This window comes from uncultured Rothia sp. (genome assembly GCF_963507905.1).
Taxonomy (GTDB): Bacteria; Actinomycetota; Actinomycetes; order Actinomycetales; family Micrococcaceae; genus Rothia.
On sequence record NZ_CAUOUU010000009.1, the window covers coordinates 22,526 to 36,002 of the forward strand.

Sequence of the window (13,477 nt, forward strand, 5' to 3'; positions counted from 1 at the left end):
CTAGCTTACCGGTTTGGGCGGTTTGGCTGGTCGAGATTACGCGCATGCCCGGCTGTCGGCGGAGTAGACTGGACACTGTTAAGTTTTTTAGCCGAACACATGTTGGGCAGTTGCGGGTGGGGCCTGCGGCTGCCGCACGGCACCGCACGATTTCGAGGATGAACATGAGGAACCCTGCCACAACACCGCCTGTTTTTGACCCGCGCACGATTGACCCGAACCGTGTGCCGACCGGTTTGAAGGTTCTGATTGTTGCGTCGTTCATGATTGCGGTGGGTTTTGGTTTGGTGGCGCCGGTGCTGCCGAATTATGCGCAGAATTTTAACGCCACGGTCACTATGGCGACGATGGTGGTTTCTGCGTTGGCGATTACGCGCCTGATTTTTGCGCCGTCGGCGGGTCAGCTGATTACCCGTTGGGGTGAGCGTCCGGTGTACACGATTGGCATGCTGATTGTGTCGGTAACGTCGTTTATGATTGCGTTCGCCTGGGATTACTGGGTGCTGCTGGCTTCGCGTGCGGTGGCGGGTATCGGCTCGGTGATGTTCACGGTTTCTGCGATGGGTCTGCTGGTGCGCCTGTCCCCGGCGCATATGCGCGGCCGTATTTCGGGCTATTATGCGACGGCGTTCCTGCTGGGTAACCTACTGGGCCCGGTGATTGCGAGCGCGCTGGCGCCGTTTGGTATGCGTGCGCCGTTCATTGTGTATGGTTTTTCGCTGCTGGCGGCGGGCTTGATTGTGTGGTTTTTGATGCCGTCGCAGGCGGCGTTGGAGGCTGAGCGTGACGCGATTATGGAGGCGGCGGCGCTGGCTGAAGGTAAGGGCACCGGGGTGTTGCCGTCGGCGGCTCCCTCGCCTGCTGGCGCATCCGGTCAGGGGGCTAAGCCTGGGGATTCTTCGGGTAAGAGCGACCTGCCTGCGATGACGGTTCGTGACGCGTTGAAGTTCTCGAATTACCGCTCTGCGCTGGTTTCGAATTGGGCGATTGGCTGGTCGGTGTTTGGTGTGCAGTCGTCGATTATTCCGTTGGCGGCGGCGTATTTGGCGACCGGTGGTGACATGTCTAATTCGGTTGCGGGTACCTTGTTGGCTTCTTTGGCGATGGCGACGAATTCGTTTGGTAATGCGTTGACGCAGACGTTCTCGGGCCGTTTTTCGGATCGTTTTGGTCGCCGTGTGATGGCGTTTTCGGGTTTGCTGTTGGCGGGTTCTGCGGTGACGTTTATGGGTTTCGCGCCGGTGGCATGGGTGTTTGTGTCGTTGACGGCGTGCTTGGGTATTGGTGCGGCGTTTATGGGTCCGTCGATTCAGGCTGCGGTGTCTGATGTGATTGGTACTCGCCGCAGTGGTGGTCAGGTGTTGGCGGTGTATCAGATGTTTAGTGATTTTGGTATGATTTTGGGTCCGCTGGTGGCTGGTTTGATTGCGGATGCGTGGGGCTTTGTTCCGGCGTTCATTATCAGTGGTTTGTTGTTGGTGGCGGCGGCGTTTACGTGGGCGCCGTTCCGGAAGGCGCGCTGGCCGAAGGATATTGCGGACGCGGACTATACGGGCCGCTAAGAGCTCTATAACAAGTGAAAAGCCGGTGCCTGCTTCGTAGCAGGCACCGGCTTTTCACGTACCAGGCTTATGTTCGGGAAATAGATAAAAAATCCGACAGGACAAATAACCCCAGAATCAGGTGAGCTACCAGCAACACCCAACCCTAGATCAGCCTCATATACCCCTATCCCAGACTGAGGCGAGCTAACCAGAGAAGCTAACCACGTACCAGCCTCATATACCCCTACCCCAGAATCAGGCGAGCTAACCCGAGAAGGTAACCACTTACCAACCCCTATTCTCAACCAACCCGAGGGATAGGCGACCCAGAGGGCGTACCGGACACGCGAAGCGGGGGCTCCGTCCTCGAAGCGCCCCCAGGCGCTGAAGAGGGGGCACTCCCCCGCGAGCGGCGTCCGGTACGCACTTTCCAAACAACTAACCCACAGAGCCCAAACCCCGCGAGCGGCGTCCGGTACAACCTCTCAAACAACTACCCCACGGAAGCCTCACTCCCCCGCTTCGTGTGTTTTGGTCGCCTTCTTTTAGCACCCCCTATCGGGTCACAGGCACCTTGGAGAATTCACGCACGGTACCTTCCGGGTCGCCGGAGCGTACCAGCGCTTCACCGATGAGTACCGCATCGGCACCGGCGCCTGCGTAGGCGCGAACGTCCTCGATGCTGGCGACACCGGATTCGGCGACTTTGATGACGGAGTTGGGCAGGTGCGCTGCGAGGGATGCGTAGTGTTCGTTGTTGACTTCGAGGGTCTTGAGGTTACGCACGTTGATGCCGACGATTTTGGCGCCGATACGCTGGGCGACCTCGATTTCTTCGGGGGTGTGGGTTTCGACGAGGGCGTTCATGCCGAGCGATTCGGTGAGTTCGAGGAATTCGCGCAGGGTCTGCTCGTCGAGGGCTGCGACGATGAGCAGGACCAGGTCGGCGCCGTGTGCGCGTGCTTCCCAGATCTGGTATTCGTCGACGGTGAAGTCCTTGCGTAGCACGGGGATGTTCACGGCGGCGCGGACTGCGTCGAGGTCGGCGAGGGAGCCGTTGAATCGGCGCTGTTCGGTGAGTACCGAGATTGCTGCGGCGCCACCTGCCTCGTAGCGTGCGGCGAGCGCGGCGGGGTCCGGGATCTCGCCGAGCGCACCCTTGGAGGGCGAGGAGCGCTTCACCTCAGAGATAATGCGTGCGGTGGTGCCGTTGCCGCCGCCGGGTACTTCACCGCGGAGGGAGGCGAGCGCGTCGCGGGCGGGTGCGGCTGCGAGGGCGCGCTTCTTCATTTCCTCGAGGGGAACCTGCTGTACGCGGGCGGCGAGGTCTTCGCGGACGCCGACAATGATCTCGTCGAGAACGGTGCTCATGGTGTCTCCTTGGGTTACTTGGTGGCGTTGACGACTGCGTCTGCGTCCAGCGGTGCCAGGCCGGAGGCGGTCAGCACGGCGCGCAGCGGGGCGGCGGACTTGTTGACGGTTTCGAGGGTTTCGGAGTCCGGGTTGGAGTCCATGACGAGGCCTGCACCTGCCTGTACGTAGGCGGTGCCTTCCTTGAGTACGGCGGTGCGGATGGCGATTGCCATGTCCATGTTGCCGGCGAAGTCGAAGTAGCCACATACGCCGCCGTAGACGCCGCGGCGGGTGGGTTCGTATTCGTCGATGAGCTGCATGGCGCGCGGCTTGGGGGCACCGGAGAGGGTGCCTGCCGGGAAGGCGACGCGCAGCACGTCGTAGGCGCTGAACTGCGGGTCGAGTTCGGCGCTGACGGCGGAGGAAATGTGCATGATGTGGCTGAATCGCTCAATAATCATGAACTGGTCGACGGATACGGTTCCGGGCTTGGCGATGCGCGAGAGGTCGTTGCGTGCCAGGTCGACGAGCATGAGGTGTTCGGAGCGTTCCTTCTGGTCGGCGAGCAGTTCCTCGGCGAGTGCGAGGTCTTCTTCGCGGGTTGCGCCGCGCGGGCGGGAACCGGCGATAGGGTGGGTGCTGGCGATGCCGTCCTTGAGGGTGACGAGCGCCTCCGGGGAGGAGCCGACGATGTGGAAGGGGGTGCCGTTGCTGTCTTCGAAGTTGAAGAGGTACATGTACGGCGAGGGGTTGGACTGGCGCAGTACACGGTACACGTCGAGTGCCTTGGCGTTGGTTTCGGCTTCGAATCGGCGTGAGAGCACAATCTGGAAGACGTCGCCGTCGATGATGTTCTTCTTGGAGCGGTCGATGGCGTCCTTGAAGCCCTGTTCGCTCCAGGTGAGAGTGACGTCTTCGCGGACCTTACGGTCAACGTCTGCCACGCCGGAGAGAATGGAGGTGGTCGCTGCGGCGCCGCGCTGCAGGCGGCGGAGCATGCTGTGCAGGCGCGCTACTGCGTCCTCGTAGGCGCCGTCGACGTTTTCGCTGGTGCCGTTGAAGTTGATGGCGTTGGCGACGAGCAGGACGGTGCCATCCTTGTTGTCGTGGATTGCCATGTCGGAGACCATGTTGAGCGCGAATTCAGGCAGGTTCACGTCATCTGCGGGCGGGTAGGGCAGGTGCTCCCAGTGGCGCACGACGTCCCAGCCGAGGTAGCCGACCAGGCCGGAGGTGAGCGGCGGCAGGGTCGGGTCGGGTTCGGTGTAGAGCATCTGCAGGGTCTTGGCGATGGCTTCTACGGGGTCGCCGTCGACGGGTGCGCCGGCGGGGGTGCGGCCCTGCCAGTGGACTGCGCCGTCAACGGTGGTGAGGGTGGAGCGGGAGGATGCGCCGATGAAGGAGTAGCGGTCCCAGGCTGCGGATTCGCCTTCCGCGGAGATTTTGGCGGATTCGAGCAGGAAGGTGCCGTGGGCTGCTTCGACGGGTTCGCCCTGGTCGTTTTGGAGTACGAGGGATCGGTAGATGCCGATGGGGGTGAGTGAGTCGGCGAGGATTTTGATGTGTACGGGAATGACGCGGGTGCTGGCTGCGCGGGCGCGGAATTCTTCGAGGCTGGGGGTGATGGTGCCCAAATCCTGCATTGCTGTACTCCTTGTGTTGGGTTGGGAGCGCGTCGGTGCGCTGTGTCCCTTAGCTGCCGCGCGGGGTTTTACCGGTGCATGAGGGTTTTACCGTATGTGCCGGCGTGTCTATCTGGCGCATACATGCCAGATTCATCACGCCCGATCATGCCTGATAAGGCCCGGTAAGCCCTTTAAGGCCCGGTAAGCCCTGCGCGCGGGTTGTTTCAGTGTAACCGGTACTGCGGCCCAGTTCCACGGTGAAGAGTCAATAGTTCTCTTCGTGAAACTGAGCCGCGTACCGTTCAGCCGTGTTAGTTGCTGAACTGCTTGAGGGTTGCTGCGGTCTGCAGTGCCGCTGCGGTCGCCTCGTAGCCCTTGTCTTCGTTGGAGCCTTCCAAGCCTGCGCGGTCGAGTGCCTGCTGCTCGTTGTCGCAGGTGAGCACGCCGAAACCGATGGGGCGGCCGGTCAGCACGGACACGTCGGTCAGGCCGTTGGTTGCGCCCTGGCAGACGTAGTCGAAGTGGGGGGTGCCGCCGCGGATGACCACGCCGAGCGCGACGATGGCGTCGAACTTCTCGGCGAGGCGGGTTGCTGCGACGGGCAGTTCGAAGGTTCCGGGTACGCGCACGAGGGTCGGCTCGATGCCTGCGTCGCGTGCTGCGCGCTGCGCACCGTCGATGAGGCCGTCCATGACCTGGGTGTGCCAGCTTGCCGCTACGATTGCGAGCTTGAAGCCCTTGTAGTCTTCGGGGTTGAGGGTGGTGTCTGCTGCGCCTACGCCGCTCATTGTGTTCTCCTTGTGGGTTTGGGTTTTTGAAAAGTTTAGTGTGCAGGGGTGCCGCGGGGTTTCTACCCTGCGCCGTTACGGGGCGCCGCTACGCGCTTTTGAGCACGTGACGCATACGCTCACGCTTGGTCTGCAGGTAGTGTGCGTTCTCGACTCGGGCGGGAATTTCGTCCGGGATGATTTCGGTGACCTGTAGGCCGAGGCTTTCGAGCGCCTCCTGCTTGGCGGGGTTGTTGGTCACGAGCCTCAGCTCGTTCACGCCGAGTTCCTGCAGGATCAGTGCCGCCTGCGAGTAGTCGCGCATGTCGCCGTCCAGGCCGAGCGCCAGGTTCGCGTCGAGGGTGTCGAGTCCGGCATCCTGCAGCGCGTAGGCGCGGAGCTTGTTGACCAGTCCGATGCCGCGTCCTTCGTGGTTGCGCACGTAGATGAGGTACCCGCCGGTGCGGCTGAGGATGCGCAGGCCGTTCTCCAGCTGGGGGCCGCAATCGCATCGGAAGGAACCGAAAATGTCGCCGGTGGCGCATTCGGAGTGGATGCGTACCGCGGGCACTCCCCCGTCCTCAGCGGGTACGGGGGTGCCGTCACGGTCGAGGGCGCGGGCGCTGATGTGCTCGGCACCGTCTGCGAATCGCCAGGCGCGCAAACCGAACAGGCCCTGCGGGGTGGGTACGGCGACCTCTTCGGTGCTTTCGACCAGTAGCGGGCTGGGGTTGGGCACCATGTCGAGGGGGCTGACCCGGTAGCCTTCAGCGAGCTGGGAGGCGATGCGCAGGGAATCGGCGCTGAGCTCTTCAGCCTGCGCCTCAACCGGCTCGACCGGGGTGCCCGATGCGGAAGTGCCCGGCGTTGCCTGGGTGTTAGGGGTTTCGCTCATGCGTTCTCCTACGCCTTAGCTACGTACTTGATGAGGTCTTCGATAGAGATCATGGGCAGGTTGTGCTCGGTGGCGAAGGCGCGCAGGGCGTCGAAACGCATCATGGAGCCGTCGTCGTGCACGACCTCGGCGATAACGCCCACGCCGGACAGGCCCGCCGCGAGGGAGAGCTCCACCGCGGCCTCGGTGTGGCCGGGGCGCTCCGCCACGCCGCCGTCAACGGCGCGCAGCGGGAAGATGTGGCCCGGGCGGGTAATGTCAGCCGGGGTAGAGGAGGCATCCGCGAGGATCTGCACGGTGCGTGCGCGGTCCGCCGCGGAGATGCCGGTGCTCACGCCGGACGCCGCATCGCAAGAGACGGTGTAGGCGGTGCCCTTGGGGTCCTCGTTGTTGGTGACCATGGGCGGCAGGTTCATCTCGTCGGCACGCTTGTTGCTCAGGGGCGCGCAGACCACGCCGGAGGTGTAGCGAATCATGAAGCCCATCAGCTCGGGGGTTGCGTGCTCGGCGGCGAAGATGATGTCGCCTTCGTTTTCGCGGTCTTCATCATCAACGACGACCACGGCGCGACCTGCGGCGATAGCGTCCACTGCGGTCTGCACACTGTCGAGGACGCTTGCGGCGTCGGCGCGACGCGGCGCAACCTGCTCACCGGAGTGCGCAGAGTCAGCCTGGGGCACGCCTGCGAACGCGGTCAGACGCTGCACGTACTTAGCGAGCGCATCGGTCTCAAGGTTCACGCTGTCGCCGACCTTGAGCGCGCCGAGGTTGGTTGCCTTCAGGGTTTCGGGAATCAGGCCGACCTCGAACCATGCGGGGGTTTCGCCGGGCTCAGATACCGCGGTGACGGTCAGGGACACGCCAGAAACAGCGATGGAGCCCTTCTCAGCGAGCAGGGGTGCCAGTTCGGTGGGCAGGTTGAAGCGCAGGGTGCTCCACGCCTCGTGCGCGGTGACGGATGCGAGGGTGCCAACCGCATCCACGTGGCCCTGCACGACGTGACCGTCGAGGCGGCCACCGGCAGGCAGGCAGCGCTCCAGGTTGACGGTGTCGCCGGGGTTCAGGTTGCCGAGGTTGGTGCGGCGCAGAGTCTCACCCATGGCGTAGGCGCGGAACTGGCCGGGCTGCAGCTGGTCGAGGTCGATAGCGGTGAGGCATACACCGTTGACGGCGAGGGATCCGCCGTGTTCGAGGTCGGCGACGATGTCTCCGGCGTTGAGGGTCAGGTAGGCTGCGTCGCTACCTTCGATGGGGGTGATGGATTCTACGGTGCCGAGGGCGCCAATGATTCCGGTAAACATGTGTGCTTTCCTTTTCTCGCCGTGTCCGCCGGGGCGTCGTCGTTGAGGGCGACGGGCGGCGATGGTTTGTTCGTCGGTATAACTATACGTATTTTTCGAATATTCCCCGTGACGGGGAGCTTTTGTGCCAGCATGCGAACCAGCCGGCACAAACTAGCCGGGCTCCGGCGGGGGTCCTTGAGGTACTACTCCCCCGCCCGCGCTCAGCCGAAGGGAGACTAGCCCAAGCGGAGGCTAGTCCAGCCGCGACTAGTCCAGCCTCGGCTAATCTAATCTCGGTTCGGGCGCGTGGCAGGCGTCCAGCTTCGGCAGGGTGCGCCGCTCACCCGGTTCCTGCGCCGTTCCACGAGGTGCCGGCACCAGGTGGGTTGCGGTGTCGTTGCCGAGCACGCGCACCGCCGGGAACATTCCCAGGTCGTCCAGTTGCAGGCGCGGCGCCTGCGCGAGGGTGTCCACGAGCAGACGGTACACGGCGCTCTTACCCTGCCCCATGATCATGGGGGCGCGGTACCAGACCATCTCGTCGATGAAGTCTTCACCGGCGAAGAGGCCGACCATGCCGGGGCCGCCCTCAATCATGAGGTGCCGCACCCCGCGGGCGTACAGCTCATCGAGCAGTTCGCGCGGGTCGTGGGTGAAGACCTGTAGGAAGTTCTGCGGGTCCGCCTCCACGCCTTCGGGCGGGTTGAGGCCGCGCACGCGGTAGTTCTCGGTAATCTCGGTTTTGCCCATGACCACGCGCAGCGGCTGCTTCTCGAAGCGTTCCCCGTTGGCGTCGCGCGCGTCCAGGGTCGGGTCGTCCATGAGGGTGGTTCGGGTGCCGATCATGACGGCGTCGGCGCGGTGACGAATCAGGTGCCCGTCAATGCGCGCGGCGGGGCCGGTAATCCACTTGCTCGTGCCATCAGCAGCCGCGATGAACCCGTCCAGGGTGGAGGCGCTCTTTGCGGTGATGAAGGGGCGGCGTTCGGCGGCGGCAATGAACCAGCGCTCATTCAGCAGGTAGGAGGCGTTCGCGAACTCCTCCATGGCGTGCACGGTAACGCCCTGCGAGCGCAGGTAGGCGGCGCCTCCGGCTGCGTTTTCGGTGTCGTCGCTGTAGGCGTAGTAGAGTTCACTGATGCCCGCCTCAGCGACGGCGTGGGAGCAGGGGCCGGTGCGTCCGGTGTGGTTGCAGGGCTCGAGGCTCACGTACATGCGCGCGCCGGTGAGGTCGGTTCCCGCGGCACGGGCGGCGGCGAGAGCGTCAGCTTCGGCGTGCGGGGTGCCTGCGCCTCGGTGGTAGCCCACGTGCAACAGGTGCCCGTGTCTGTCGGTAATAACGGCGCCGACGAGGGGGTTCGCGCCGCGGATGCCCTGGCGTGCCGCCTGCAGCGCCAGGGTCATGGCGTCTGCGTGGCTGAGCGCCTGCTCGGGGTCGGGCAGCTGGAGGGTGCGTGCGGCGGGCAACCCGGCGAGGTGACCGTACTCCGCGGCGGAGTAGTCCGCCTCGTTGTGCGGCAGAGGAACGCTCGGGGCAACGGTTACGGGCAGGTGCGCGCTCGCCAGCACCTGTAGCGAGGGGTTCTGCGGCATCTTATGCACGACCCTTCTGTACGTCAGTTACTTCAACGGTCACGTCGGGGAACTGGGTCTGCACCCGAGTCTTCTGCGCCTCCAGGTTGCGGGTGCGCCACCAGACGAAGAAACCGACGAGGGTGAAGCATCCGTAGAACACGTACATGAGGGAGGTCGCGTAGTAGCCTGCGCTCCACAGCAACGGCACACCGACCAGGTCGACGGCAACCCAGATGAGCCAGAATTCAACCCATCCGCGCGCCATACCGTAGGTGGCGAGTAGCGAGCCGGTGAAGATCCAGGCGTCGGACCAGACCGGTTCGTAGGATCCGAGTGCGCGGAAGATGGGGGTGAGCAGCAGGGTGCCTGCCACCATGGCGACGACCAGGCCTGCACGTTCGGTGTTGGTGGCCCACGTGGGGATTACCGCGGCACCTTCGGAGGCGTCACCACCGGCGGCACGGGTTGCGCGCCAACGATGCCAACCCCAGATGGACACGGCAATAAACATGATCTGGCGGCCTGCCTGGCCGAGCATGGTCACGGGGTGCGGGCTGCCGACGAGGGCGCCCAGGAAGACGGTGAGGAGCAGCAGGTTGCCGAGAATGCCGACGGGCCACGCCCATACTTTGCGTCGCATGCCGCCGAGCGCCGATGCCAGGCCGAATGCGTTTCCGAGAACTTCGCGCACGAGGAGGGACTGGTCCCCCACGTGAATTTGTGCGTCGAAGAGCCACCGCAAGATGTCCATTGTTTCTTTCCTCTCTGAGTTGGACCGTGTGTCGGATGCGCTGTGTGCGCATCTGCGGCGGCTCCGGGGAGAGGAACAGAAAAGGGCGGCTACCGCGGGCATCTTAAGCAGTGCCCGGTATCCGTACTGAGGCGGGAGCAACAGATCAGCCAGCCGTGGCTGAAATCAGCGACTGCGGTCGAGGGGAATAACGTACCGGCACCTTGGAGGCGCCTCTCCCCTGTCGCGCAGAAAACCACTGTACTGAAAACTACTGTGCTGAAAACTACTGTATTGAAAAGCCCTGTGCTCTCGAGCATTTTTCGCGAGTAGCAGTTCCCTCAAGTAACAGTTTTCGCAAGCAGCAGTTTTCTCTAGCAACTGCTTCAGTGCACCCTGCGTGCTACCCCGAGGTTTTCGGGAGGTGCGGCGGAGTGCGCTCCTGCCTTTTTCTGCTCGTGCTACCTTCCATCCAGACTGTACTGTCGGCACCGGATTTTCACCGGTTCGGCCTCTCTTGCGGGCGGGCATCTCTAGCGGAGTCTTGGCGTCCTGCGCGGATGCGAAGATTCGTACGATTTTTGCCTGCCTGCGAGAGCGGTTCGCGGGCTGTGACCGCCGGTTCGGAATTTCACCGACCCCGGAGCACGATGTCGATATCGATTATGCCACAGTGCACGCCGGGGGTTTAATTTGTTTTCTCTGGGGTAACTTCCGTGACAAGATGACGTTTTATGACTGTGCCCGCGGTGCGTCTTCAAGTCCCGCTACGCAACTCCCCGCGGTAGTCACCCACGGGGCCGCTTCGGAACCCGGTCCTTCATTTTTCGGGGACGATTTATCACGGTTTCATAACGGTGAAGAGCGCCAAACAGACCAAAGAGTTATGAGGGCCTCCTGGGGGTTACCCAGGGCATATTGAACACCCGTCAATACCTTTATGACAAGGAATTATAACAATAAGGTTAAATTATTGGTTTAAGGTTTACTCCAGGGGTGATTTAAGGTTATTCTTATCTACAGGAGCTCCCATCACCGATAAACCGGTTCCGTTGAGAGCTACATGATTCGGACCATCCGAGCACTCACATCAAACCCTTAAGCTTCTGCCATTTGAAGCTGGAAAACTGGCCCACGGACTGCATTCCCCGGATGGTTTTCACGCAGCATCTGCGCGTACTGGATTGCGCAGTATTGCGGCACACGATGTTGATGTGCTTCACCATCGGGAGGCAACCACACCGAATTATTTCTCAACGGAACCGGCGTGGGAGCTCTTCCGAATAAACTTCCGGAAGATCGCAGGGTATACGCCTTTGTAAACCTCTACGAGGGGCGTTGTGCGTGTCAAACGGTCATAAGCTCCCGTTCTTCTGTCGTCGCCTACCGTGGTGCGCGATGGGGGTTACGGGAACCTTGCGGGATGGTTGATCCCGCGCGCTCTGCATTGTCTTGTGGAGTGTGGTGTGTTTGGGTGGCGTATTCGCAGTGCCGGAGCGAATACGCCACCCGTTTTTAACGCGTAAAACCCTGCCCACCCCAAACTTAGGCGAGCTGCACACGAAACTCAGCCCCAGACCAACCTCATATACCCCAGCCCGAGGCGAGCTGACCCGAGAAGGAAATCCCAGACCAACCCCTATCTCAACCAACCCGAGGGATAGGCGACCCAGAGGGCGTACCGGACACGCGAAGCGGGGGCTCCGTCCTCGAAGCGCCCCCAGGCGCTGAAGAGGGGGCACTCCCCCGCGAGTGTTGTCCGGTACAACCTCTCAAACAACTACCCCGCGGGTAAAACCTCATACGCAAACAGGGTCGCCTACGATAGACATCTATCGCAGGCGACCCCGTTTATTACTAACCCCATAAAGGGCGCGTCGGGAATGCGCGGCGGGGGCTCCGTCCTCAAGGCGCGCCAGCGCCGCAGAGGGGGCACTCCCCCGCTAGCATTGTCCGACGTGCCCTTCCTATGAGGCAGTCGAAGAGTTTTAGCCCTCTACGGAGCGGAATGCTACAACCGCGTTGTGGCCACCGAAACCGAAGGAGTTCGACAGCGCCACAATCTCGCCGGCGGGCAGCTCGCGTGCCTCGGTCACCACGTCCAGGTCAATCTGGGGGTCCTTGTTGTCCAGATTGATGGTGCAGGGTGCGGTGCGGTGGTACAGAGCCAGTACGGTCAGCACAGCCTCCAGGGCACCCGCGCCGCCGAGCAGGTGGCCGGTCATGGACTTGGTTGCGGAGACGGCAATGTTCTTGGTGTGCTCGCCGAAGGTTTCGTGCATTGCGGTTGCTTCGGGCAGGTCACCAGCGGGGGTGCTGGTGGCGTGCGCGTTGATGTGCACGACGGTCTTCGGGTCGATGTTGCCGTCTTCGAGGGCTTCGCGCAGTGCGCGGGTTGCGCCGAGTGCTGCGGGGTCCGGTGCGGTGATGTGGTAGGAGTCGGCGGAGACGCCGGTGCCTGCCAGTTCCGCGTAGACGCGTGCGCCGCGTGCCTTGGCGTGTTCTTCGGATTCGAGGATGAGTGCTGCTGCGCCTTCACCCATGACGAAGCCGTCGCGGTCGACGTCGTAGGGGCGGGATGCCTTTTCGGGTTCGTCGTTGCGGGAGGAGAGTGCCTGCATCTTGGCGAATGCTGCCATGGGTAGCGGGTGGATTGCTGCTTCGGCGCCGCCGACGATGACGACGTCTGCCTTGCCGCTGCGGATCATTTCGACGCCGAGTTCCATGGCTTCGGTGGAGGATGCGCATGCGGAGACGACGGTCTGTGCTGCGGCGCGTGCCTTGAGGTTCATGGAGACGGCTGCTGCGTTGCCGTTGGGCATGAGCATGGGCACGGTCATGGGGAGGACACGGCGGGGGCCCTTTTCGCGGAGGGTGTCCCATGCGTCGAGGAGGGTCCACACGCCGCCGATACCGGTACCGAAGGCTACGCCGGTGCGTTCGGGGTCGACTTCTTCTGCGGAGTCGGCGTCGGGGCCGGAGAATCCTGCGTCTTCCCATGCTTCGCGTGCGGCGATGAGGGCGAGCTGGCCCGAGGGATCCAGGCGCTTTGCTTCTACCTTGGTGAGGCGACCGGATTCGAGGGCGGGTACGGCGAGCTGGCCTGCAATGTATACGGGCAGGTCGTATTCCTTGACCCAGGGGTGGTCGAGGGTGGATACACCAGATACGCCCTTGGTGGCGTTTTCCCAGGTGGTGGGGACGTCGCCGCCAATGGGGGTGGTCGCGCCGAGGCCGGTCACCAGCACTTTTCGAGACATTGTGGCACTTTCTCTTCGGTGGTCGATTTGGTGGTTTATCCGGTGGTGTGTGGATATAAACCTGTGGGGTCCGGGCTGATACTGCGTGTAGGGAACACCCCTATGGGAGCCCGGAGTGTATTGAAATGAAGCAGAGTGAATAGCGATGCGGCGCGGGCCGGTGAGAGCCCGCGCCGCCTCGTTATTGGTTATAGCTTAGGCAGCGTTCGCGATGAACTCGACTGCGTCGCCAACGGTCTTGAGGTTCTGGACCTCTTCGTCCGGGATGGTCACCTCGAACTTCTCCTCAGCGTTCACGACGATGGTCATCATCGAGATGGAGTCGATGTCCAGGTCCTCGGTGAAGGACTTGTCCAGCTGAACGTCCTCAACCTCAACGCCGGTCTCTTCGTTAACGATTTCTGCCAGACCTGCGAGGATCTCTTCCTTGTTAGCCATTCAGGGG

10 protein-coding genes and 1 riboswitch are annotated in these 13,477 nt (G+C 62.8%); of the genes, 1 reads left to right on the plus strand and 9 read right to left on the minus strand.

Going from position 1 to position 13,477, the window contains the following annotated elements:
* The first annotated feature begins 164 nt into the window (after positions 1-164).
* Entirely contained in the window at positions 165-1,562 is a 1,398-nt protein-coding gene (locus RQ593_RS06705; protein WP_311450148.1) for an MFS transporter, read from the plus strand.
* Between the two features lie 537 nt (positions 1,563-2,099).
* On the opposite strand, the gene trpC is transcribed toward RQ593_RS06705, so the two are convergent.
* From trpC to RQ593_RS06750, 9 genes are all read right to left on the minus strand, one after another.
* The gene (gene trpC / locus RQ593_RS06710; RefSeq protein ID WP_005507463.1) at positions 2,100-2,915 is read right to left on the minus strand and encodes an indole-3-glycerol phosphate synthase TrpC; all 816 of its coding nucleotides are present in this window, start codon (positions 2,913-2,915) and stop codon (positions 2,100-2,102) included.
* A gap of 14 nt (positions 2,916-2,929) precedes the next feature.
* On the minus strand, positions 2,930-4,540 hold the full coding sequence (locus RQ593_RS06715) for an anthranilate synthase component I (RefSeq protein ID WP_311450149.1): 1,611 nt from the start codon (positions 4,538-4,540) through the stop codon (positions 2,930-2,932).
* A 293-nt stretch (positions 4,541-4,833) separates the two neighbouring features.
* On the minus strand, positions 4,834-5,310 hold the full coding sequence (gene ribH, locus RQ593_RS06720; protein ID WP_005506244.1) for a 6,7-dimethyl-8-ribityllumazine synthase: 477 nt from the start codon (positions 5,308-5,310) through the stop codon (positions 4,834-4,836).
* Positions 5,311-5,398: 88 nt separating this feature from the next.
* A complete protein-coding gene (locus RQ593_RS06725) occupies positions 5,399-6,184 on the minus strand; it encodes a GTP cyclohydrolase II (RefSeq protein WP_311450150.1) in 786 nt (261 codons plus the stop codon).
* A gap of 8 nt (positions 6,185-6,192) precedes the next feature.
* The gene (ribB, locus tag RQ593_RS06730) at positions 6,193-7,485 is read right to left on the minus strand and encodes a 3,4-dihydroxy-2-butanone-4-phosphate synthase (protein ID WP_070678048.1); all 1,293 of its coding nucleotides are present in this window, start codon (positions 7,483-7,485) and stop codon (positions 6,193-6,195) included.
* A gap of 264 nt (positions 7,486-7,749) precedes the next feature.
* Positions 7,750-9,060, minus strand: coding sequence for a bifunctional diaminohydroxyphosphoribosylaminopyrimidine deaminase/5-amino-6-(5-phosphoribosylamino)uracil reductase RibD (ribD, locus tag RQ593_RS06735; protein ID WP_311450151.1), 1,311 nt, complete (start codon positions 9,058-9,060; stop codon positions 7,750-7,752).
* A gap of 1 nt (position 9,061) precedes the next feature.
* Complete coding sequence (gene pnuC, locus RQ593_RS06740; protein ID WP_311450152.1) at positions 9,062-9,793, minus strand: nicotinamide riboside transporter PnuC; 732 nt, start codon at positions 9,791-9,793, stop codon at positions 9,062-9,064.
* 433 nt (positions 9,794-10,226) lie between these two features.
* Positions 10,227-10,425: riboswitch (FMN riboswitch) on the minus strand.
* 1,335 nt (positions 10,426-11,760) lie between these two features.
* Positions 11,761-13,032, minus strand: coding sequence for a beta-ketoacyl-ACP synthase II (fabF, locus tag RQ593_RS06745; RefSeq protein ID WP_311450153.1), 1,272 nt, complete (start codon positions 13,030-13,032; stop codon positions 11,761-11,763).
* 195 nt (positions 13,033-13,227) lie between these two features.
* On the minus strand, positions 13,228-13,470 hold the full coding sequence (locus RQ593_RS06750; protein ID WP_005506250.1) for an acyl carrier protein: 243 nt from the start codon (positions 13,468-13,470) through the stop codon (positions 13,228-13,230).
* Positions 13,471-13,477 lie beyond the last annotated feature (7 nt).